Below are 22,732 nucleotides of genomic sequence, written 5' to 3'. Positions count from 1 at the left end.
GCTCCTCCTTTATTTTTTGCCTTTTACATAATCCGCATCAAACAGGAAAAGTTTGAAGACCAGAATAAGAGAAGGAATCAACAGGCACAGCCCCCCGATAAACACAACGACTAGCGCGAAACCCATCGCTGGCGATGTGGCGCTGCTCTGAATCGTGATGTATGGATCAAGAATATAAGGATACTGCCCAATCCCGTAAGCGAAAAAGGCTGTGAAAAATTGCAGCATGATGCAAATAAAAGCTAATCCGTAACGGCGTCCGTTATATAACAGCCACATGGCGATCATGAAGAAAGCAACGGAAAGCGCAAGCAGCCACCATAAATCCATCATATTTTGAAAATGGCGCTCATTGTGTTGACCCAAATAAATAAATGCGGTCAGTGCGAGAATAATGGTCGGTGTGCTCCAGAATAAAGCATAGTTCCGCATCAGCTTCAATGCCGAATGATCCTCTGCCCGAGAAGCGTAAAATGTCAGAAATGTTCCGCTAATGAACAATACGGACACGATCGCGAGTCCCACGATGCTCCACGATAACGGATTGGTAAACAGCGCCCAATAATCCAGGGAAACCGTCTCGCCTTGTTTCAGGATAAATCCGCCTTCAGACAGTGTCAGCGCTACTGACAGCGAAGCCGGAATAAGCAAACCTGTAGCTCCGTATAAAAACAGATACACTATGTTGTTTTTGGAACCGTAGTTTTCAAAAGCATAAAACGAACCACGAATGGCAAGTAGAATGACGGCAATACTTCCCGGAACAAGCAGCGCGGAGCCATAATAATAGGCCGTATCCGGGAAAAATCCGACGATGCCAATATAGAAAAAGACAAAAAATACATTGGTGATCTCCCAGACCGGTGATAAATAGCGGGAGATCAGACGATTAATCAGGTGATCCTGCTTCGTCAGGCGTGCATAAAAGGCGAAGAAGCCTGCTCCAAAATCGATGGAAGCTACAATAAGATAGCCGTACAAGAACAGCCAGAGTACCGAAATACCAATCAATTCATAACTCATTATGCAGGTCCACCTTTCTCTGTTGGTTGATCAGGCTTCTCCTTCATCCATTTCTCCATCTCAAGGTCAGCAGGATTGTTATTGAACAAACGTCTTAACACGAGAACACATATGGTGCCGAGTACGATGTACAGTAGCAAGAAGACGAAAAACAAAACTCTAACACTCGGTGAAGAAGTCGCGGCTTCCTCTACACGCATATATCCTCGGATAATCCATGGCTGCCGCCCCACTTCTGCATAAAACCAGCCCATCTCCACGGCCAGAAAAGCAAGTGGTGCGCTCAGTGCAATGACACGAAGCAGCCACTTGTTCAGCTCATTGCGCTTCTTCCAGAACACAAACAGGAAATATAGACATGATATAGCGAGCAGAGCGAATCCAATTCCCGCCATTAAATCAAACATGTAATGCACAAGAAGTGGCGGACGCTCATCCAGAGGGAATTCCTCCAGCCCGGTTACCTCGGCATTAAAGTCTCCAAAGGCCAGAAAACTGAGCAGTTTCGGCAGGTGAAGAGCGCCTATAATTTCATGCTCAGCATTCAGCCATCCCAAGAAAATCAAGTCCGCGCCGCTTTCCGTCTCAAAATGCCATTCGGCTGCTGCAAGCTTCTCCGGCTGGTGTTCGGCCAAAAACTTGGCAGATACATCTCCAGCTAAGGTATTCAGTAAGCTGAATACCAAAACAACGGCCATCATGAGGTTCAAGCCTTTCTTGTGATAGGCAGATACGCCTTTTCTCAGCATTGCAAAGGCTGCAATTCCCGCTAACAGGGCTGCTCCTGTCAGATAGGCCGAGCTTAATACATGGAATACCTTGGAGAACGTCGCCGTATTCAGCATCGCCTGCACGGGGTTAACCGCCATGAATTGACCTGCTTCCATGACAAAGCCTTCAGGCTGGTTCATGAATCCGTTCACTGTCGTAATAAAAACAGCAGACATACCTGCCCCGGCGACAATCGGAATGGTCAGCAGCCAGTGAATATACGGGTTTTTGAACCGATCCCACGTATACAAATAAATGCCCAGGAAAATAGCTTCAAAAAAGAACGCGAACACTTCCATAAATAGCGGCAGTGCAATGACATTCCCCGCCAGCTTCATAAAATTCGGCCACACCAAGGCCAGTTGCAGGGATATCGCTGTGCCTGTCACGACACCAACCGCCACAGAAATGACAAACCCTCGTGACCACCTCTTCGCCATAAGTATGTAATGGGGGTCCTTCTTCCGGATGCCCATGAACTCTGCAATAGCGATCATTAGCGGTACACCGACACCAAGCGTTGCAAAAATAACGTGAAACCCGAGCGTCAAACCTGTCACTAGCCTGCTCCATAGCACTGTATCAATAGCCATACTTTGTACTGCCTCCTTTCAAACTCTGTTCAATTTTCATTCATGCTTATGACTAGGCCTACTGCTCTTGTTTACATTCAAAATGAGGTTTGACCAAGCTCTACGGCATCGTTGCCTTTTCCGACTTGTGGACGTTTCTTTAATTCATGCATCAATTAAGAGAATTTTTTCACAAAGTAAGGAATAACGATATCTTGCCACACGTTCATTGGGTGTACGCCTGTTTGTTACTGGCTGAAGCAAGAGTTGGAAGCTTATTGGAACCTGATTGGAATGCATTCAAAGTAGTAGACGAAACCTAATAATCAAAATTATTATATCTTTATTTTTTAGCAATTCAATCACCGACACATCTTCTACTATAAACGTTCAAGAAAGGATCAACTCTTTCTGACAACTTGGTGAAAAACAAAAAAATCACCCAATCGAGCTATTGCTTCATTAAGCTAGAACGTGGTAATACAAGAGAAAATTTCGTTCAATAACAAAAAAGCCGCTAAATTAGCGACTTTCAATAGAACCATTAATTACCGCTTACTCGCCCAGGCTGTTCCAGAACGCTTGAAACGCGCTTTTCTCAACCTATTTATCCTGGCCGCTCAGCTCATCGATGCCGCCAATTGTGGTGCCGAACTTCTCGCCGAGCAGGGTGAGCGCATTAGCGCCGTCAAGCGATGTGGCGGACTGTGTATATACGTACTGGTCTACTTAATTGCTGCCATACACTCGGCGCAGCCAGTCCGATGCTGGCAGCGATAACGACGCTTGCTGCAATGTATAGAGGTTTGCGCTGGCGTTTTGGCCCCTGACGTTGCGTGTTCAAGGATTGCTCTACCCGTTTTTTCATTTGGTCGTTGGTTTTCATATGATCCACCGCTGATTCGCTCAGTTCCAGGATCTCGCCGATTTCGCGGATCGGATAATCTTCGTAATAATACTGATGAACCACCGATCTATACTTGACAGGCAGTGACAGCACAAGTTCAATCAGCGCCTGATCTTCGGGGTTATCCGTCGTAAGGGGATCAAATCCCTCCAGCTTGACCTCTCGTTTGCGCCAGCCTCTGCCTAATAAGGATTTGCAATGATTGGTGATGACTCGAGTCAACCATGCTTTCTGATGTTCCGCATCGTTGAACGTAGGGGCTTTTTCTATTAGTTTGATGAAGGTATCCTGAGTGGCTTCCTCCGCATCTTCTCGTCTGCCAAGGTGCACCATGGCAATTCGGAATAGCGTATCCGCTAACACTCTTAAGGACAGCATTTGGTCACATTTTGTTGTGTGATTTTTTATTTAGATATGTATCTAACTGATAATCGGCCAAGTTCTTTTTATAATGGATATATAAACTACTTGTACCCATTAAAAAAGTCGCTATTTAAGCGACTCTGAATAACAGGGTGTCTTGCTCCGTAAAACATGATCAACAGAGTTATCATGTATTCTGCGTTAGAGTATTGCCCTGTATATTTTTATATCTACCCCTGCCTCTGTTGCATGTCCTTCCCCAATGAGCGTATCGCTGTTCAAAAAAGATAATGCCGTACTATTCGTAATCATTTTGGGCGAAGTGCGAAATAATGCAGTTTTCAGTTTTTTATCCATATTTCCATTATTTTCGATATAAATTTTGCAGGTTTGCCCTGTGTGGTCTTTTCCTTGGAGCATGTACCTTGCCGACAGACTGTGCCGATCACCATACTTTCCGATCATCTGGGTATCCACTCCTCCATCAAGCACCATTCCTTCAAAATAATCTCCGGTCACGCTGCCTGTGAAAGTAATCATAACGACTGAATCATCCTCACTATTGTGTAATTCGAATGATTTCTCTATGTTCACATGTACTGTGAACAATTCTTCTAATTTCACGCGTATCCACCTCCAGACCTTTGCGAGTTTGTTCATTCGGATCGAAAATAGTAATAAGACAATTATAAATGCGAATTTGTTAAGATGCTGCTCCATTTTGCCTGTAGCGAGGAAATGCCAGAGGATAGCATGTAGATTAAATATCAAAAAGACTGATTCCGTTTGCTGAAATCAGTCCTTTTGATCCTATCATGAAGGTACGTCATCACACTTTCCGATCCTGTCTGCTGAAGGTTGTCATCTTCATGGACTACCCCTTCACACCACCAATCGTCATGCCCTGTACAAAGTATTTCTGCAAGAACGGATACACCATCAGAATAGGAACACTCGCAATAATGGTCATGGTCGCTCGAATCGAGGTTGGCGTGACCGCCGTTGCATTGCTCTCGGCAGACTGATAAGCATCGCTTGCTGATGAAGTGGCTGTTGTCGTCGAGGTTTGCAGAATCTTCATTAATTCGTATTGCAGCGTGCTTAATTCTTTATTGGAAGAGTTGTACAGGAATACGTCAAACCAGGAGTTCCATTGTCCTACGGCTACAAAGAGCGATACGGTTGCCATGGCGGGAATCGTTAGCGGCAGGACAACGCGGATAAATGTCGTGAACTCCCCTGCCCCGTCAATACGGGCTGACTCCAGAATACCTTCAGGAAGACCTTCAATAAAGGAACGGATGACGATCATATTGAAGACACCGATTACACCCGGAATGATATATACCCAGAAGGAACCGATCAATCCAAGGTCACGAATCAACAGATAACCCGGGATCAGCCCCCCGCTGAAGTACATAGTAAATACAAAAAACATTGTAACAAACTTGCGAAGCACAAACTCCTGACGACTGACCGTATACGCGAGCATGGCTGTACAGAAGACAGATACAATGGTTCCAATGACCGTACGCAGCGCCGAGATCAGAGTCGCGTGATAGATATCGGATTCGCCAAAAATGTATTTGTAATTGTCCAGTGTCCATACCCGCGGCCATAGATATATTCCACCCCGAATGGCATCATTGGCATTATTAAAGGATACGGCAATCATATTAACAAAGGGATAGATCGTCACAATCATCAGGCACACCATGAAAATAATGTTAATGGTGTCAAACGCTCGATCCCCAGTGCTGCTATTCCGCAAGCGGGATGTGTTTCCTTTTCGCATGGCATAGGCCTCCTTTTAGAATAATCTGCTCTCTCCCATTTTTTTCGCTATAAAGTTTGCGGAGAAAAGGAAGATGAAGCTGACCACGGTTTTGAATATGCCTGCTGCTGTACCTAAGGAAAAGTTCCCCATCCCTAAACCATATTTCAGTACAAAGATGTCCAGATTCTCCGAATAGTCCATATTCATCCCGTTACCCAGCAGATACTGTGGTTCAAATCCGGATTCCAGAATACTTCCCATGTTCATGATCAACAAAATCACAATAACTGGTTTCAAGCCTGGCAGGGTGATATATAACATCCGTTTGAAACGACTGGCTCCGTCGATTTCAGCAGCCTCATATTGCGCTGGATCAATAGCCGTAATCGCTGCCAGATAGATAATAGTGTTCCAGCCGACATCCTTCCACACCTCGGTTGCACCCAGAATACCCCAGAAGTATTCACCTTTCCCCATCCACAGCACCGGACTGTCAATCAGGTGAAGTTTCATCATCAGCAGATTGATAATTCCGTCTGGTGACAAGACCGTTAATACAATGCTGGAAGCAACAACCCACGAAATAAAGTGAGGCAGATAACTGACGGTTTGCACAAAACGTTTAAAAATCACATTTTTCAGTTCATTCAACAATAGAGCCAGCGTAATCGCTGTCACAAATCCCAACACCAGTTTAATGGAACTCATGACAAGCGTATTTCGCAGCACCCGGTAGAACGTATTATCCTCAAACAATATACGAAAGTGGTGCCAGCCTACCCACTGTTGATCCGAGAAGGATCTCGCTGGTTTGAAGTTCTGAAAAGCCATGGTCCATCCCCATAACGGCAGGTACTTGAAGATAAACGCCCAGGCGACAAAAGGAATACACATCCAGGCAAGCGTTCGTTGCTGCACAAGCCGTTTGAAAAATGAATTTGTTTTACGTCCCTTTGGCTCCAAGGCTGGAGGTATAGAATTAAGGGAGACATTATGTTTCTCCACGTTGAGCCTGCTCCTTTCCTATGCTGTTATTCATGGGAGGGGAAGACTGATTTCTTGGTCTTTCGTCTTCCCTACGCATGTAACCGTTTGTTTTAATGCGTTCGTATTACCATTTTCCTGCGACACGATCCTTCACGACTTTGGTAATGGTCTCTTCATAGCCGGCTTTGTCCAATTTGTTCAATTCAGCCATGTAGGTTTCCCACAGTTTGTTAAAATTCGCTGGTGATCCCAGGATCATTTCCGGCAAATATTTACGTTGCAGATCATCGGATTTGGTGGTAAAAACTTGCTCAGGTGAACCTTGTTCAAGCGCGATGGACCATGCTGGGAACCACGGCCGCTCTTCCGGCTTGTTAAATAATTCACTAAAGGTTTGGATGCCATAAGCTTCGAGGAACTTCTTGTCCCCCTCTGTGTATGATGCATAAGCTACTTCAGCCTGGTTACCCGGGCTATAAGCGTTACCATCGGATAGTGTGGATTCACCACCATAACGCGGCCAGTCTGAGGAGAAATAGGTGAACCCGAATTTGCGGCTCAGCTCCAGATCATCATGCGCTTTACGTTGATCCTCATTGGCAAAATAGAATCGGCCCTTCTCATCGACACTATACGTCTCGTCCTTGATTCCCCATTGGACCAAAATCTGATTCTCTTCCTTCAGCAAATTATCGAAATATTTGATGATACGAACAGGATCTTTGGCATTCACCGAGATACCCGTTGCATAGTTGTTGACGAAGCCGGGAGGATCAACATACTGATCTTTAATTTCTTTGTCAAAAACAATAGGAAGCGGTGCATAACGTTTCTCATCAATACCTGCTGAGAGCAGGTTTTTCGACGCGTCTCCAACCTGCCAGCCGTAATTGAAATAACCTAGAACACGACCCGAGGTAAGCTTGGCCAGATACTGGTCTTTGTTCATCGTAAAGGATTCTGGATCAAGCATGCCTTCCGCATTGATTTCATTCAGCTTCTGAATCCATTTTTTCTGGGCATCTGTTCCGGCGACCACTTTCGCCTCATGGGTGTTCATATCCACCATGACACTTCCATCGTTCGGGTAACCGGCCAGATGCATCGCTGGATTTTGCAAAGTGAAAAAGTTATTGGCTACCCCCGCAAGTGAGACAAATCCAATGGTCTCCGCACCATCGATAGTTGGATGCTTTTCCTTGTAATCCTCGATCAGATCAAAGTATTCATCCAGTGTGGTGATCTTGGGATAGTTAAACTCCTTGAGCACAGAGCGCTGAATCCAGAAGGCCCCTCCGCCGACATTTGGACTACCGTAGTACTCACCCTGATTAGCCGTGTATGGCAGTGCATAGATTTTTCCGTCTTCTGCATTTTTCATTTTATCGAAATACGGTCCATATACTTTTTTGATATTCGGACCATATTCCTCAATCAGATCATCCAGTGGAATGTAGGCCCCGGCATCCAGTAACTTGGACATTTCACCACTGGAGCTAATGACATCAGGATAGTCTCCACTAGCAATCATGACACCGGCTTTCGTAGCACTATCGCCGACCAGATATTCCATCTTCCAGTCCACACCCGTTTGCTCTTGCAATGCTTTACCGATTGTTGTTTCACTTGCCAGAGTATCCTTCTTGCCTGGAGAGAACATGTAATATGAGAACGTGACTGGACTGTTCTCATCATCACTTGCAGCTGAAGGCGCTGAGGACGAATTGTTCTGACTGCACCCAGCCAGTAGAGCTGTCAGTAATACCGCTAAACCCGCTGTTTTTAATTTTGGTCTCAACATGTGAAGATTCCCCCGTTCAATGTGATCTGATTGGATTTCACCACCATTTTCCTGCTACACGATCCTTCACGGCCTGTGTGATCGTTTCTTCGTATGTTTTCTTGTCCAATTGATTCAATTGACTCATATATTCGTTCCATGTGTTCTCGAAAGTGGAAGGCGAATCCATAATCATTTGGGGCAAGTATTTCTTCTGCAGATCTTCTGCCTTGGTGATGAAAATCTGTTCAGGAGAGCCTTGCTCCAGTGCAATGGACCATGCAGGAGACCAAGGACGCTCATCAGGTGTGCTGAATAATTCTGAAAATGTCTCCACGCCATATTTCTCTAACAACAGCTTGTCACCGTCCGTGTAGCTAAAGGTTGCCACCTCTGGTTGGTTGCCTGGTCCATAGGCATTGCCATCCTCCAGCAAGGAGTTGTTGCCGTAACGAGGCCAACTGTAGTTAAAATAGTCAAAGCCGAACTTCCGGCTTAACTCCGGATCTTCATGGGCTTTGCGCTGGTCCTCATTTTTGTAATAAAAGCGGCCCTCATCATTCACACTATACGTCTCGTCCTTAATGCCCCATTGAACCAGAATCTGGTTTTCTTCCTTGAGCAAATTGTCAAAATATTTAATAATTCGCACCGGATCTTTGGCATTTACGGTAATCCCGACACCATAGTTGTTCACAAAGCCCGGCGGGTCGATATACTGGTCTTTGACGTTCTTATCAAATACGATCGGTAGCGATACGTAACGTTTATCGTCAATACCGGCCTTCTTCAGATTGTTCGTTGCATCTCCAACCTGCCAGGAATAACTGAAATATCCCAGCACCCGACCGGACGTCAATTTGGCGAGATACTGATCCTGGTTCATCGTAAAGGACTCTGGATCAAACATACCCTGTGCATTAACCTCGCTTAGCTTCTGAATCCATTGTTTCTGATAATCAGACCCTGCTACCAGTTTGGCTTCATGGCTCTGCATATCCACCATCACACTTCCATCATTGGGATAACCTGCCAGATGCATGGCCGGATTTAGCAGGCTGAAGAAGCTGCCGGATTCACCCGCAAGTGTTGCGAAGCCGATGGTCTCCTTTCCATCGATTTGCGAATACTTTTGCTTATATTGCTCAATCAAGTCGAAATATTCGTCCAGCGTCTTGATCTTGGGGTAGTTGAACTCTTTCAGTACAGCACGCTGAATATAGAAGCCGGTCTGGAAGTTAGGCTCTGACACATAACCAATGTTGGCAGTGTACGGGAAGAAATATATCTTTCCATCCTCCTGTCTGAATTTGTCCATATAGGGACCATATACTCGCTTGATGTTAGGCCCGTATTGTTCAATCAGTTCATCCAGTGGGATAAAAGATCCTGCATCCATCAACTTGGCCATTTCTCCGCTGGAGTCAATAATGTCAGGGTAATCTCCACTCGCAATCATCACGCCTGCCTTGGTTGCGCCGTCGCCGACCAGATATTCCATCTTCCAGTCCACGCCTGTTTGTTCCTGTAGCTTCTTACCAATGGTCGTACTGCTTGCCAGAATGTCCTTCTTGCCCCCACCAAACGTGAAATATTTGAAGGTGACCGGGGTGTTGTCATTACTGTCAGGAGAAGTCGTTTCCGGGCTGGTTTTATTGCAGCCTGCCAGTGTTGCGGCGAGTAAGATGGCCAGACCTGTTACAAAGACTTTTTTTCTAAACATGCAGCGGATGCCCCCTTAACGTATTCTTTTTGTCTGTAAGCCTTCTCAATATATCAAGATAGCGCTTTCAACGTTACCCATGAAAGTGTACCTTCTACTTTGTAAAGTATATTCGTCGTTGTTTCAATCGTCCTGCATGGCCGCTTGATCAAGCGGCAGCTTAATCTGGATATGCGTTCCTTCTCCTTCGCATGTCTGGATTTCGAAAGAAAAGCGATCCTGGTAGCATAGTTTTAAGCGACTATACGCATTCTTCATGCCGACATGCTCTCCCATATCCGTGTTCTGAGCTAGGTAGCTCAGCAGCTCATCCAATCTGGCTGGTGACATGCCTATTCCATTGTCCGTAATTCTGATATGGAGCTGGTCATGTTCAATAGAAACGAGGAGTTGAATGTTGCCTATACCTGGAGATGACTCGATGCCATGAATACTTGCATTCTCAACAAATGGAAGAATAACCATCTTGGGGATACGGTACATCAGTACCGCACGATCTGCTTCAATGCTGTATTGGAGTTTTTCTCCGAAGCGGTATTTCTGAATTTGCAAAAAACTCTCGATGAGTTCCAATTCTTCCTTCACCGTCACATCATTCTGGTTCCAGCTGATCGACTTGCGAAACATCTTGGCCATGTTATGCACAATTTTGGCTGTCTCCTTCTCGCCTTTGATGAGGCTCCGCATCCGTACCGATTCAAGAGTATTGAACAGAAAATGCGGGTTGATTTGGCTATGGAGCGCATGAAGCTGTGCTTGCTGCTGTTTTAACTCCAAGTCTTTCTTCTGAATGTCCGCCAGATATACCTCATGGATCAGGTTATGGATCGTCTCGGTCATTCGATTGAATTCCATCGTGAGCTGACCAATCTCATCTCTTGCATCTTCAGGAGGAATCGTCTGAAAATTCTGCGTTTTTATTTTTTTCATATGTTTAAGTATCCGCACCAGTCTGACATGGATGGATCTGGACATGGCCGCAATGATGATGGTAGGCAATACAAAATTAATGCAAGCAAGCCAAACAACGAAAGAGCGGGACTTGCGAACCTCCTGCAACACAATCTCTTCATCCATGCCCCCTTGCAGTGACCAGCCCTCCAGATAGTTAATGCCCGTATACGTACGTTCGAACGGAATCGTCTTGTTCGGAAACTGGATCTCGCTGTAGAGTTTCCCTACCTGAGATTCTTCGGCTATCAAATCGTTTGAAAATTGGATGTGCCCTCCTGGATCAATCAGATATACTTTTCCGTCAAAACCGCTGTTATGAAAATGTTGCTTGATCAGATCCATGTTCAGATCAATTTTAAGCAGCTGCTCTACACCTCCGGTATCGAAATTGTCGAGGCGTTGAACCAGACTTAAACTCTGATCCGCTGCGATCAGTGCCGGATAAGGATGGGAGTATGCCTGAAACTGAATGTACCAGTTAGCGTTGCGGGTGGCGTCACTTAACCGTTCAATATACCCGGAGGATAAAATGGTAGGATTATCGGTATACACTTGATACCAGCGAATTCCCTGGTTCAATTGACTGGAGAATTCCCCTTTTAAATACGAATTATAGGCTTGAATGTACTCGAAGTGACTGCGAAACGGACGGGAAAGTGTGTCATTGAACACTGGATCAGCATATAACGAATAGGACAAGCCAACGCCCTGATCAATGGTTACTCGCAGGTCATTCTTCAGATTGTTCAACGCCATGCCAGCATCACGGGTTTTCTGACTGCGAATATTGGCGGTTGTGACATTGTAGAACACCACATTGGTGACAACGATGGGAATAAACACGGACAGGACGTACATGAGCAGCAGCTTGTCCCGGAGCTTCATATAGTTCAGGTTCCATCTGGTCATCGTGCACCTCGCTGCTCATTTCCCATAAGGAGATTACGATATTCCGTAGGTGACAGCTTGACGAGCTTCTCAAACTGCGTTACAAAATAATCCGCATTCTGAAATCCTACGCGTGCAGCAACCTCGTACATCCTCAGATCCGTTTGGCGTAGCAATTTCTTCGCTTCCTGGATCCGCAGGCTAAGCAGATACTCATTGAAATAAAGATGGTAGCTTTTGCGAAATAACCGTCCGAGATAGACGGGATTCATATAGAAGAGCGCAGCAATGCTTTTGAGACTGATGTTTTCGGTATAATGTGTATCAATATATCGTTTGATCTTGTTAATATCCCCTTTGGACTGTTCACTCCGCAAATGGGAGATATATTCCTCAGCTTCCTCCAGTGCGATTAGAAAAGCGTTCTTCAATAGCCGCAAATTCCAGCCTTCATGACTTTGTTGTACCAACTCCTTTAGTCGCTGCAACCCTTCATCACTACCGCCCATTTCTTTGGCCACAGCCAAAATGCACGTTATACAGCGTAGAAGAGAGCCTGATACAGCCTGAGGAGAGAATCGATTCACATGAAACAATTGGAACTTCTCCTCTACAATCTCATGGTAAGCAGGCCGGTCCCCCTCTTCCAAGCTCAAGATTAATTGTTCCACATCGTCCTGATATACATTAAAAACGTACAATGGTTTATCCTTGATCTCTGCATACCGCACGACACCAGCATCTTCTGCAAATTTATGCCTGGCTGCTTCTTCTGCCTCCTGATTGGATTGCGGGACATCGCCAATTTCTTTGACAAGGGTTCCAGCGTAAAGACCGATGTCCAGCTTAAGCCGCTCGCTCAGCGCCAGATGAATGCCATGCAGCTTATCTCGTAGCGCTGAGTTCTCGTCGTTGTATTCCTGCTTATTCCACAGCAGCAATAGGCGAAATCTGCCGTGCTGTTGTTCAATAACGAACATAGTGGAGAAATCATCCTCCAGAGAAGGCAGCGCTTCACGTACTAGCTCAATGGTGACTTTTCTTTTGTCTAATCCCGTCTGAAGTTCAACAAGTGCAATCAGCAGACCCGAATGATGATTGATCCCGAATACTTCGGCATACCGATGCTCATCTTCCTTCCGTACATGGCCTTTAATCATATCTTCCAGCATGATGTTGCAGGCCTGTTCCTCTGCCAAGAGGATATGTTTTCTTTTATTGCAAATCATATGAGCCGACTTCTGTAACGTCGCCGTCATTTCTTCATCATCAATAGGCTTCAGGATATAGTCATGAACGCCGTACTTGATGGCCTGCTGTGCATACTTAAAGTCATGATAACCACTAATGATAATGAACACCGGCTCCAGATGTCGCAGTTCCTCCACGGCCCGTATAAGTTCCAGCCCGTCCAGGATCGGCATCCGTATATCCGTAATGATCACGTCAGGTTGCAGGCATTCAATCATGTTCAATGCCTCTAGCCCGTTCTCTGCTTCTCCGATAATCTCCATATTAAGATCGTCCCAGTTAATGAGTTCATGCATCCCTCTCCGAACATACATCTCGTCGTCTACCAGTAATACTTTTAACATCCTTTCGTCCCCTTTCTTCAAACGAAAATAAACCGCCGGTAGCATGTTCTCCTATCGGCGGAATCCAGTATGGTTCCTTCTGCATATTCGTATTGATATAGGCCACGCCAATAGCTTCGCATACCCATGTATGGAAATCGTTGGCATATTTCTGTTTAAATATGCCAGAATGCTTCCATTCTATAGGTTCCCGTCTGCAATTTCATTGCGCAGATCGTCATATTTATTGCGCGAAAAGACTAGGAGGTAATCCGCTTACACCAAAAAGCCGCTGATCCGATTAGAATCAACGACTTGCATGTACAGCCCTTTTTCTGAGTCTTTTCCAGCAAACCCGCCATATTGCGCATTTCATGCTTCTCCCGGTAGGTTTGTATTATTCGCCTGTTTCAGCAAACGTTTTAATGCGCTCCCCAATCTGGTCACGAACCCTCTGGAATACGGCCCATTTCTCTTCATCTGTACCTTGCGCTTTGGCAGGATCATCGAATCCCCAGTGTTCTCGCTTCACATGTGGTGGTGTCATTGGACATAACGGACAGGTTTATTAAGCCTACTTATCTGTCCGTTAGCTAAATGAAAATAAGAGAAGCCTGGCAACCTGGAGTAATGATTCCAAAGTTCACTTAAAATCATAATAAAACCTCCTATAAGAGCAATTAATTCTAGTTTGCTTCAAATAAGAGGTTTTAGACTAGGGCCAACTAAAGTTTCCTGTTAGTTAAAACGCAGTCAGTAAAAAGCTTCGAACACGTCATGATAAGCTCTCTCGAAACTTCTTGGGCTTTGCTTTTCTCTCTTCCACTATGATTTTGTTGAGATTACCTTATTGGAATTAGTTTTTCAGACACGCCCCAATTTATGATCTCTAAGCTGACGAAGGATTTTTCTTTCATACAATGTGGTTGCTCAAGTGTCTTTGACTACACTCCACACTTCATTTCTAACTTCTTCTCATCTTTTCCGTATTGAAAAACCGATCGTTCTTTATCCCTGCTTTTAATTAAGTTTAATGTATTTCGGGCTAAAGGTTCAATTCGTTGCTGAACCATTGATATACTTCCCTGCACAATGGTTCCTTTCTAATTCCATAATTCATCCAGTTCTTTTGCCGAAATTGAATTAGCGGAACTACTGAATTGTCTTAACCTTTGATCTGGATTCGCCATGACAGATTCCAAAATCCGTATATATTTATCTGAGAACAAATGGATGGTTTCTTTATCATACAAATCAGTATTATATTCTAGTGCTATGAGCATGTTGTTAGATTGTTCAATAATATTAATACTCAGATCAAATTTGGACGTTCCTGCATCAAGATGCTCAGGTATAGATACCACATGAGGAAGGTTTAACATTAACTCTTTACTTGTTTCAAACATGATCTGGAAGAAAGGAGAATAGGCTGGATTTCTTTCTTCTAACAACATTTCGGTTAATTGCTCGAAAGAAACATCAGCATGATCATACGCTTCTAATGTTCTTCGTTGGATACGTCTAAGTAATTGCTCAAAGGTTGGATTGGAGGAAAGCTCCATTTTTATTACAACTGTATTTACAAAGAAACCCACAATCCCCTCAACTTCTTTGTCAGTACGGTTGGCAATGGGAGTACCTATGCAAATCTCTTCTTGCTCTGTGACTGTGTACATCAACACACCAAAGGCGGATAAAGTCGTTGTAAATAAACTGACTCCTTGGGATCGGCTGTAATGAATTAAATCGGTATACAGTTGGTCTGAAACTGAAATATAATGTGTATATCCATGAGTAGATAACTTACCCGGCCGGGCATGATCTGTAGGAAGTGTCACATTAGCGTTACTGCCCTCTAGCGTACTTTTCCAATATCTCAGTTGTTCCTTTATATATTGGTTATTTAGCTTATATTGCTCTAACTTTATAAATTCCTCATATTGAAGAGGTTCTGGGAAACTATCATGTTGCTCACCATTAAACTGCTCGCCATAATAATATTCAATTTCTTTAAAGATGATACTGAGAGACCAAGCATCGACAACGATATGATGAAAATTTAACATAAACAGAAATTCAAAATCTTGGGTTTGGATCATGTAGGCACGAATCAAAGAATCCTCTTTCAAATTAAATGGGACTTTAGCTTCATTCTTCAAATAATCTAAACCACACTGTCTACTATTTGTTGTTTTACGCAGATCCATTACAACGATCGGTAAATCCCTGTCTTCTTGCACAGTTTGTACAGGTTCCCCACACACTTCTTCATATATAGTACGTAAAATTTCATGACGTTTCACAATTTTCTTCAAACTTCTCGCCATAACATCCATCTGAAAATCGCCTTCTATCCGTACTACCTTGGGAACATTGTACAATGCAGTGTTGCCTTCCAATTGATCCAGAAACCATAGTCTTTGTTGAGCAGAGGATAGTTTTCCGTTCGTCTGAACTTTCACAAGTTGCTCTTGAGATGCAGAGGTGCTGGATACATCCGTACTCACAACCTTCTTCGTCAAATCAAATATTGTGGCATATTCAAAAATAAAGGATAGTGGAATATTCTTTCCCCATTCTTTCCTAATTCTTGATATGACTTGCGTAGCTAACAGAGAATGTCCTCCCAGCACAAAAAAATTGTCATAGAGTCCTATTTCAGAAGGCTGCAATTGAAGAATCTCTGCCCATATATTTCTGATTCTTTGTTCATCTTCTGTGAGTTTATCTTTCTGCCTCTGTGGCTTAAGCTCCTTAATACCTGGGGCCTTAGCCAGAGCAAATGTGTCTACCTTTCCATTCATGGTAAGAGGGATAACATCCAAAATATAAAATTTAGCAGGTACCATATAATTAGGCAGATGAAGCAATCCATAATCCCTTAATTCCACTAAATGTAATAAGTTTGGATGATCAGAGACAATGTAAGCAACTAATTCATGTGTTTGATGGTTCTCGATCTGTACATAAATAGAACGGATATGATGATGCTTTGTATAGGCGGATACGATCTCAGGTATCTCGATGCGATAACCTCTAATTTTCACTTGGTCATCCTGACGCCCCAGATACTCTACCGAATAATCGGGTAGTTGCCTAATCCAATCTCCTGTACGATATAGCCGCTTACTGTCATGAAGATGCTCGAATGTCACATAGTTCCGAGCTGTCATTTCATCTTGATTTCTATACCCTCGAGAAAGAGAAGGACCGCTCACATATAACTCTCCTCTAACGCCTCTAGGTACAGGTTGAAATGCCTCATCCAATATATAGAATTCAGTGTTGGCGATGGGATAACCTAAAGGAACCGCAGAAGAGTATCTAGGCATGTTTTGTTTCAGTGTATGTGTAGCTACCCCAATCGTCGTTTCTGTTGGACCATAATGGTTAATTACTTCACAATCCGGTTGTAAGCTCCATATCATGTCCACTTGCTCCCATAATAATGCTTCTCCCCCTAAAACGATACGCCGCTTAGGTAGAATATCTTTTGGTTCAGAAGCAGACAAAAGAAAATTCAAATGCGAAGGAACGATTTTCAAACAATCCACTGGATTACTACGGAAGTATGCTGCAAATTGTTCAGGATCTGACACCCTTTCTTTGCTTATGACATGTAATACCCCCCCACTAATTAAAGAATGAAATATCATCGTATTCCCTAGATCAGCAGCAAGAGTAGAAACGGTTGCATAACTGGAAACCGCCTCTAAACGAATGGTTTTTTGCGTACCAGATAAATAACTCATTAGATTTCGATGTTCCACCATAACTCCCTTAGGATAACCCGTGGAACCTGAAGTATATATCAAATAAACTAGATCGGTCTCCTCAATATGACAAGTTGGATTAGTGGTAGGCTGGTTATCCAGTTGGGAGCGAATCCATTCGCTCTTCACATCTATTGTCCGTATGGCGTCTTTTATCGAGAAGAATGCGTCTGAAAATCCACTGGTGAGTACAAACTCAACACCCGAATCTTGAAGTTGATATTGCAATCTTTGCTTAGGAATCGCAGGATCCAGGGGCAAATAAGCCATACCTGCCTTTAAAACTCCCAGTAAAGCAGTAATCATATCGATGGATCTTTCTATGCAAATACCTACAATGTCTACCTTGTTATTCGTCTGTTGCCCCACTAAAAAATGTGCGATCTGATTTGCGTCTTGATTTAATTGTTCATATGTTATAGTTTCCAATTCATACGTTGCTGCTATATGTTGAGGAGTTTCACGAGCCTGTTTTTCAAATAAATCTACAACATTCGCTCCTGCAAAGTGTGCTCCTTCAGCGTCAGCTTGAATAGCGATCGTTTTTAATTCATTAGGACTAAGAAGTTGTAACTGACTAATCTTAATCTCAGGGTTTTCAACAGCGTCTATTATTAATTTCTGAAAATGTGTGCTGAATTGGCCTATCCATGCTTCGCTAAATAAGTCCGTTCGATAATTGATTTGTCCATATAAACATTCATTACTGACCTTCATATTTAAACCAATATCAAATTTAGATGTACTTATCCCAACTGCTTTTTCTTGGATATCTATCCCTTCGATTGATAGCCTGATTTCTGGGGCAACTTGAAACATAGCTTGGATTAAAGAGTGATCCCCTCTGGAATGATCTTGTTTCAGAACTTCCACTAACTTATCAAATGGAACTTGATGTTCAAAAGCTTCTAGTACCGTTTGACGTACATCTTGTAGAAGCTGCTTGAATGTCAGGTCTCCCCCTACATCTGCGGAAATAATAACCGTATTCACAAAAAAACCTATAACATTTTCAGTTTCAATTTGATTTCGGTTACTGACAGGCGATCCAATAAGAAACCTAGATTGACCAGAGTATTTATAGCACAAGATTTGAAATATCGTGAGTAAAACCATGTACATTGTGCTGTTATTTTCCTCACCAAGGTTCAGAAGCTTTTCTGTTATGTGCTTAGGTATAACAAAAGTAAAAACATCTCCCTTATGTGATGTTTTCTTTACAAGTTTACGATCGGAAGGTAAAGCAAGGGCAGACCAATCCCACTCCAGCTTTTTCTTCCAATACTCCAAATGCAGATTAATTTGATTAGATTGAGTCGGCAATTGTTCCCACAATGCATAATCTCCGTATTGAATAGAACGTGGCACAAGTTTATGCGCTCTATTCAAAACTTTATTTTCATAAAACATGGAGAATTCTTTCATAAACAACTCAATAGACCAATCGTCACTAATGATATGATGGAATACAATGCCCATCATATATTTCTGTCTCTCTAAACGAATTAACGCAACATGAAACAAGGGTGGGTGATCCAATATGAATTCCATACGAATCAGCTCTTGGGAAAGCTTATCGGATTGAGTAACCTTTTGCTGCTCTGAAAGCCCACTCAAATCATGGTACCTATAAGAAATTTCAGCCTCCATAACTTGAACCTTTGAGAATCCCCCAATGGAAGTAAAGGCAGAACGGAGTACTTCATGCCTCTTCACAATTTCAAGTATACATTCTTCAACAATAAACGGATTCAGTTCACCAGTCAGCTCCATAAAAAAGGGCACGTTATAAAGGTACTTCTCTTCAAGCAATTGATTCAAAAAGAGCACCCTATCTTGTGCAAACGACGGCTTTGTTCTTTCCTGTTTCGAAGTCGCCCTAATTTCATGTTCGGCCAATGGATTATTACCTAAAGTATGAATAAATTGAGCAAGCCCATCAATGGTGGGCGAATTGAAGATTACACTCAAGGACAAATTACCTTGAATGATTCTATTGATACGAACCATCATTTTGGTTGCCGCTAGAGAGTGACCCCCTAATTCAAAAAAATTATCATACACTCCGACTGACCTAAGATTAAGAGTCTCTTCCCAGATCTCTGCCAGCATTTTTTCAATCGTATTCCGCGGCAATACTTTATTTCCTGTGTTTTCCATATTAACTTCTTGTAACATTAACAATTTTCGATCTATTTTCCCATTTGGTGTTAACGGTAGTTTTTCGATTTCCATATACGATGTGGGCAGCATATATTCAGGAAGTGATCGTTGCAAATATTGCCGCATTGCCTGATGACCTGGCCACGCCATACCCGGCTTTCGTACGAGGTACGCAGCCAACTGTGCTTCTTCACCCACCTGCACAGATACCACGACAGCATTTTCAATCGATTCATGCTGCAGCAGCTGGCTTTCAATTTCAGACAATTCAATCCGGTAACCTCTAATTTTTACTTGCTGATCCATCCGTCCCAAGCACTCCAGAATGCCTTCGGCATTGTACCTTGCCAAGTCACCCGTTCCGTACATCTTGTCCTTCCCCGTAAACACATTGTCTACAAACTTCTCCTCGGTAAGTTCTCCCCGGTTCCAGTATCCATTCGCTACCCCTTCTCCGCCTATATAGAGCTCACCAGCTACACCAACGGGCACGGGTTCCTTATGACGATCCAGCACATACATCTGGGTATTCGCAATCGGGCGGCCAATTGGAATGATTCCTTCCTGTTCTCTGACTTGGTGGATTGCTGACCAAATGGTCGTCTCGGTAGGCCCATACATATTCCAAACTTCCTTGCTTCTGGCCTGCAATTGACTTGCGAGCTCTCTCGACCAGCTCTCACCCCCGCACAAAATCTTTAACTCCGCGCTTCCTTCCCATCCAGCTGCAAGTAACAACTGCCATGTTGATGGTGTAGCCTGCATCATTGTTGGTTCCTTCTCCTCAATTAGACGTGTTAACCGGAGGCCATCTGTTGCGGTCTCGCGGTCAACCAAGATGACTCTCGCACCTGTTGTGAGAGGAAGAAATAACTCTAATAAACTGATGTCAAATGATATCGACGTTACGGACAGTAACCGGTCTTCCTTACTCATGCCCGGTTCTTCGGACATACTTGTTAAAAAATTGCTCAAAGCTTGATGTGAAATCTCCACACCCTTAGGTTTCCCCGTTGATCCTGACGTGTACAAAATATAGGCCAGGCCTCCTGGCTCTGAACGATCATTAACAGCAATCCCTTCGGCCATAGTCGATGACTCAAACAGTGCCTGTACATTCAAGCTTGGAATCGCATGAGATTCCCAAGTTGCCGCTGTAATATGGTCAAGAAGCAGCAACTGAGCTTCTGAATCGGCTAACATATACGCTAGACGCTCTTGGGGGAAATACGGATCTAAAGGCACATAGGCACCGCCAGCTTTCCAGATGGCCAGAAGTGAAACGACCAGATTAGCGGAGCTCCGCATACTGACGGCTACCTTCGTTCCCCGGTTAATCCCTTGTGCGCACAAGGCAGCTGCACACTGATCTACTTTTTGGGCAAGTTCCTGATAACAAAACTGCTCCTGAAGATGCTCCACAGCAATTCGGTTTGGATATCGTTCTGCCATCTCTTCGAAACGCTGAATTGCAGTATACTGGCCTGCATCTTTTCGTTCAGTTTGATTCCACTGAACCAGCTGTCGGTTGCGTTCATTCTCATCCAATATGCCGATTTCCCCAACAGGCATATGTATATTATCGATCAGATTTATTAGTAGTCTCTCAAAGTGAGATAACATCTGGTTAATAAAATCCAAGCTGTGCTTCATTTGCTTGCCACACAGGAGAGCACAGTTTAGATCCATACCCTGTAATTTATAAATCATCACCATATCATAAGAGATACCTGGGGCTACAAAATACTCCATGTTCTCCCCAAGTTCTCTCTCTTCAAGTAAGAAATAATTATGGTTTTGTTTGTTTAATTGAGAAAAGTTCACCGTTTGTCGAGATACTTTTCCGTCTGAAAACCCGTTTACGATGTCATTGAAAGAATCACTGTCGGCATAATCAATACTTACTGCTTCCAGCTCCCTTCCAGTCACAGCATAGATTGGGACCTCTTTATTCAAATTGTATTTATGTAGTAATAGATAAAAGGTTAATTTCAAAATATCATGTTCTGTTACTTTTTCCTGTTGACAAATCACACTTAACTCATCCATCATCCTGTTTTTTAAAGGAATATGTCTGGCACTAGTCAGGAAATTCTCATACACATTGACTTGATTTTCAAGTAAAGAAGTTTTGGATGTATCCATATCTGTACCTCTCAATTCAATCACCCTCAAGTTTGATGAATTTTTAAACAGGCGCCTTGCAATTTAATAATTCTCCTGTTTCTGATCTATATTGGAGGAACTAATAGATTTATTGGTGAGTACAGCTATAGTCGCAATCCCTCCAAGAAGTACAAGACCAACTCCAGCTCCTAAAAATACAAAGTTAGTTGAGAATGCTGCTGCCAAAGAAGCACCCAATAAAGGAGCCAGAAATGTAGATACATTTTGAAGTGCATTAGAACTCCCCGTAACCCGCCCAATTAAATGGGTAGGCGTCTCTGTCTGTAATATATATCCGAAAGGTACAGTCGTGAATGCGGCGCACACACCGGCACAGAATGCCATGGCGCTCCAGACAAGAGTTGGAAGCTGAAGAGCCAGCATACCGCCTAGTCCAAGTATAGTAACTAGAATTCCTGAAATGAAAACAGCACTGCTTATACTAGATAACGGACTCTTCTTCCATCCATCCCAACTCCCCCCACCTAAAACTCCCACGAGGCTACCAAAACCAATTGCACTTATAAGCATGCCATAAGCCTGCTCTGACAGATTTTGTTCCTTGGCCCACAATACAAATAAACCTTCAAAAAGAAAAATCAAGAATAAGGAAGCCGATACTAGAATCACTGCCACTAAAAGTGTAGATGTCGTTTTTAAATGTTTGATCCCACCTGTTAACTCCTTCCAAAACTTTGGCTTATCAACAGACTGTGCTCGGTTCAAATCATTTGGTATAAAAGAAAGTAACACTGAAGAGATGAGAAAGAGAACCCCTTCAATTAGAAAGATAAATGACGAGGAAGTATGAGCAGCAATAACCCCGCCAACAATAGGAGCAATAATTTTCATTAAATAAATAGAAGTCTGACTAAGTGAGATCGCTTGAGAAAGTTCTGGATGAGGGATAATACTCTTAATAGTTTTCATTCTTGCAGGTTCAAAGGCTGTAGCAATAGAGTTCTTCAAAAAAACCAGCATTAACAATAACCAAAGCGAGTTCGTAAAAAATAAACAAAACACAATGATTGCACGAAGTATATCTGATACAACAAGGGTCATTTTAGTAGGTAGACGGTCTACCCATACACTAATTAATGGTCCAAGAAATATCCAAGGAACACCTGCGGCAATAACTTGTGCTGCCACCGCATCAGGACCAAGTTGCCATGTATACACCAGTAATGTATATATGGCAATATAGTCAAGCCAATTGCCGCAGTCCGACATTAATTGTCCTGAAAATAATAAGGAAAATCGCTTATTTTTCAAGGGCCGCAAAAACTTGATTGTACCCAAATTCATCATCCT

12 protein-coding genes and 1 pseudogene are annotated in these 22,732 nt (G+C 43.3%); all 13 read right to left on the bottom strand.

Translation table 11 applies throughout. From position 1 onward, the window contains the following. Positions 1 to 9 precede the first annotated feature (9 nt). The 13 genes and pseudogenes from ACR32F_RS15420 to ACR32F_RS15360 all read right to left on the bottom strand — a co-directional run bounded on the left by ACR32F_RS15420 (position 10) and on the right by ACR32F_RS15360 (position 22,729). Positions 10 to 1,023, bottom strand: coding sequence for a cytochrome d ubiquinol oxidase subunit II (locus ACR32F_RS15420; RefSeq protein ID WP_440119550.1), 1,014 nt, complete (start codon positions 1,021 to 1,023; stop codon positions 10 to 12). Further along, positions 1,023 to 2,387 carry a cytochrome ubiquinol oxidase subunit I gene (locus ACR32F_RS15415; RefSeq protein ID WP_440119549.1) on the bottom strand — a complete coding sequence of 455 codons (1,365 nt, stop codon included), beginning with the start codon at positions 2,385 to 2,387 and terminating at the stop codon, positions 1,023 to 1,025. Before ACR32F_RS15415 ends, ACR32F_RS15420 begins: the two co-directional genes overlap by 1 nt. 667 nt (positions 2,388 to 3,054) lie before the next feature. Next, positions 3,055 to 3,651, bottom strand: coding sequence for an RNA polymerase sigma factor (locus ACR32F_RS15410; RefSeq protein ID WP_440119548.1), 597 nt, complete (start codon positions 3,649 to 3,651; stop codon positions 3,055 to 3,057). Between the two features lie 186 nt (positions 3,652 to 3,837). Next, complete coding sequence (locus ACR32F_RS15405; protein WP_440119547.1) at positions 3,838 to 4,260, bottom strand: DUF3237 family protein; 423 nt, start codon at positions 4,258 to 4,260, stop codon at positions 3,838 to 3,840. 250 nt (positions 4,261 to 4,510) lie between these two features. Further along, entirely contained in the window at positions 4,511 to 5,431 is a 921-nt protein-coding gene (locus ACR32F_RS15400; protein ID WP_440119546.1) for a carbohydrate ABC transporter permease, read from the bottom strand. 15 nt (positions 5,432 to 5,446) lie between these two features. Next, a complete protein-coding gene (locus tag ACR32F_RS15395; protein WP_440119545.1) occupies positions 5,447 to 6,418 on the bottom strand; it encodes an ABC transporter permease in 972 nt (323 codons plus the stop codon). A 106-nt stretch (positions 6,419 to 6,524) separates the two neighbouring features. Further along, positions 6,525 to 8,201 (bottom strand): ABC transporter substrate-binding protein, encoded by a 1,677-nt coding sequence (locus tag ACR32F_RS15390; RefSeq protein WP_440119544.1) that lies wholly within the window; start codon positions 8,199 to 8,201, stop codon positions 6,525 to 6,527. Positions 8,202 to 8,238: 37 nt separating this feature from the next. Continuing rightward, complete coding sequence (locus ACR32F_RS15385; protein ID WP_440119543.1) at positions 8,239 to 9,903, bottom strand: ABC transporter substrate-binding protein; 1,665 nt, start codon at positions 9,901 to 9,903, stop codon at positions 8,239 to 8,241. Positions 9,904 to 10,026: 123 nt separating this feature from the next. Next, the gene (locus ACR32F_RS15380; RefSeq protein WP_440119542.1) at positions 10,027 to 11,766 is read right to left on the bottom strand and encodes a histidine kinase; all 1,740 of its coding nucleotides are present in this window, start codon (positions 11,764 to 11,766) and stop codon (positions 10,027 to 10,029) included. Beyond that, positions 11,763 to 13,340: a response regulator transcription factor gene (locus ACR32F_RS15375; protein ID WP_440119541.1), complete on the bottom strand. Its 1,578-nt coding sequence runs from the start codon at positions 13,338 to 13,340 to the stop codon at positions 11,763 to 11,765. Before ACR32F_RS15375 ends, ACR32F_RS15380 begins: the two co-directional genes overlap by 4 nt. Before the next feature lie 376 nt (positions 13,341 to 13,716). Then, positions 13,717 to 13,872 (bottom strand): annotated as a pseudogene (locus tag ACR32F_RS15370) (arsenate reductase); the annotation flags it as partial. A 550-nt stretch (positions 13,873 to 14,422) separates the two neighbouring features. Further along, entirely contained in the window at positions 14,423 to 21,400 is a 6,978-nt protein-coding gene (locus ACR32F_RS15365) for an amino acid adenylation domain-containing protein (RefSeq protein ID WP_440119540.1), read from the bottom strand. Positions 21,401 to 21,463: 63 nt separating this feature from the next. Further along, positions 21,464 to 22,729 (bottom strand): MFS transporter, encoded by a 1,266-nt coding sequence (locus ACR32F_RS15360; protein WP_440119539.1) that lies wholly within the window; start codon positions 22,727 to 22,729, stop codon positions 21,464 to 21,466. Between the last annotated feature and the right edge of the window lie 3 nt (positions 22,730 to 22,732).

The organism is Paenibacillus hebaui (assembly GCF_051934385.1).
Taxonomy (GTDB): domain Bacteria; phylum Bacillota; class Bacilli; order Paenibacillales; family Paenibacillaceae; genus Paenibacillus.
This window is presented reverse-complemented; position numbering and strand designations above follow the sequence as displayed.

Coding starts and splice junctions, on each gene's coding strand:
- ACR32F_RS15420 (WP_440119550.1), bottom strand. CDS start 1,023: ATGAGTTATGAATTGATTGGTATTTCGGTACTCTGGCTGTTCTTGTAC.
- ACR32F_RS15415 (WP_440119549.1), bottom strand. CDS start 2,387: ATGGCTATTGATACAGTGCTATGGAGCAGGCTAGTGACAGGTTTGACG.
- ACR32F_RS15410 (WP_440119548.1), bottom strand. CDS start 3,651: ATGCTGTCCTTAAGAGTGTTAGCGGATACGCTATTCCGAATTGCCATG.
- ACR32F_RS15400 (WP_440119546.1), bottom strand. CDS start 5,431: ATGCGAAAAGGAAACACATCCCGCTTGCGGAATAGCAGCACTGGGGAT.
- ACR32F_RS15390 (WP_440119544.1), bottom strand. CDS start 8,201: ATGTTGAGACCAAAATTAAAAACAGCGGGTTTAGCGGTATTACTGACA.
- ACR32F_RS15385 (WP_440119543.1), bottom strand. CDS start 9,903: ATGTTTAGAAAAAAAGTCTTTGTAACAGGTCTGGCCATCTTACTCGCC.
- ACR32F_RS15380 (WP_440119542.1), bottom strand. CDS start 11,766: ATGACCAGATGGAACCTGAACTATATGAAGCTCCGGGACAAGCTGCTG.
- ACR32F_RS15375 (WP_440119541.1), bottom strand. CDS start 13,340: ATGTTAAAAGTATTACTGGTAGACGACGAGATGTATGTTCGGAGAGGG.
- ACR32F_RS15365 (WP_440119540.1), bottom strand. CDS start 21,400: ATGGATACATCCAAAACTTCTTTACTTGAAAATCAAGTCAATGTGTAT.
- ACR32F_RS15360 (WP_440119539.1), bottom strand. CDS start 22,729: ATGATGAATTTGGGTACAATCAAGTTTTTGCGGCCCTTGAAAAATAAG.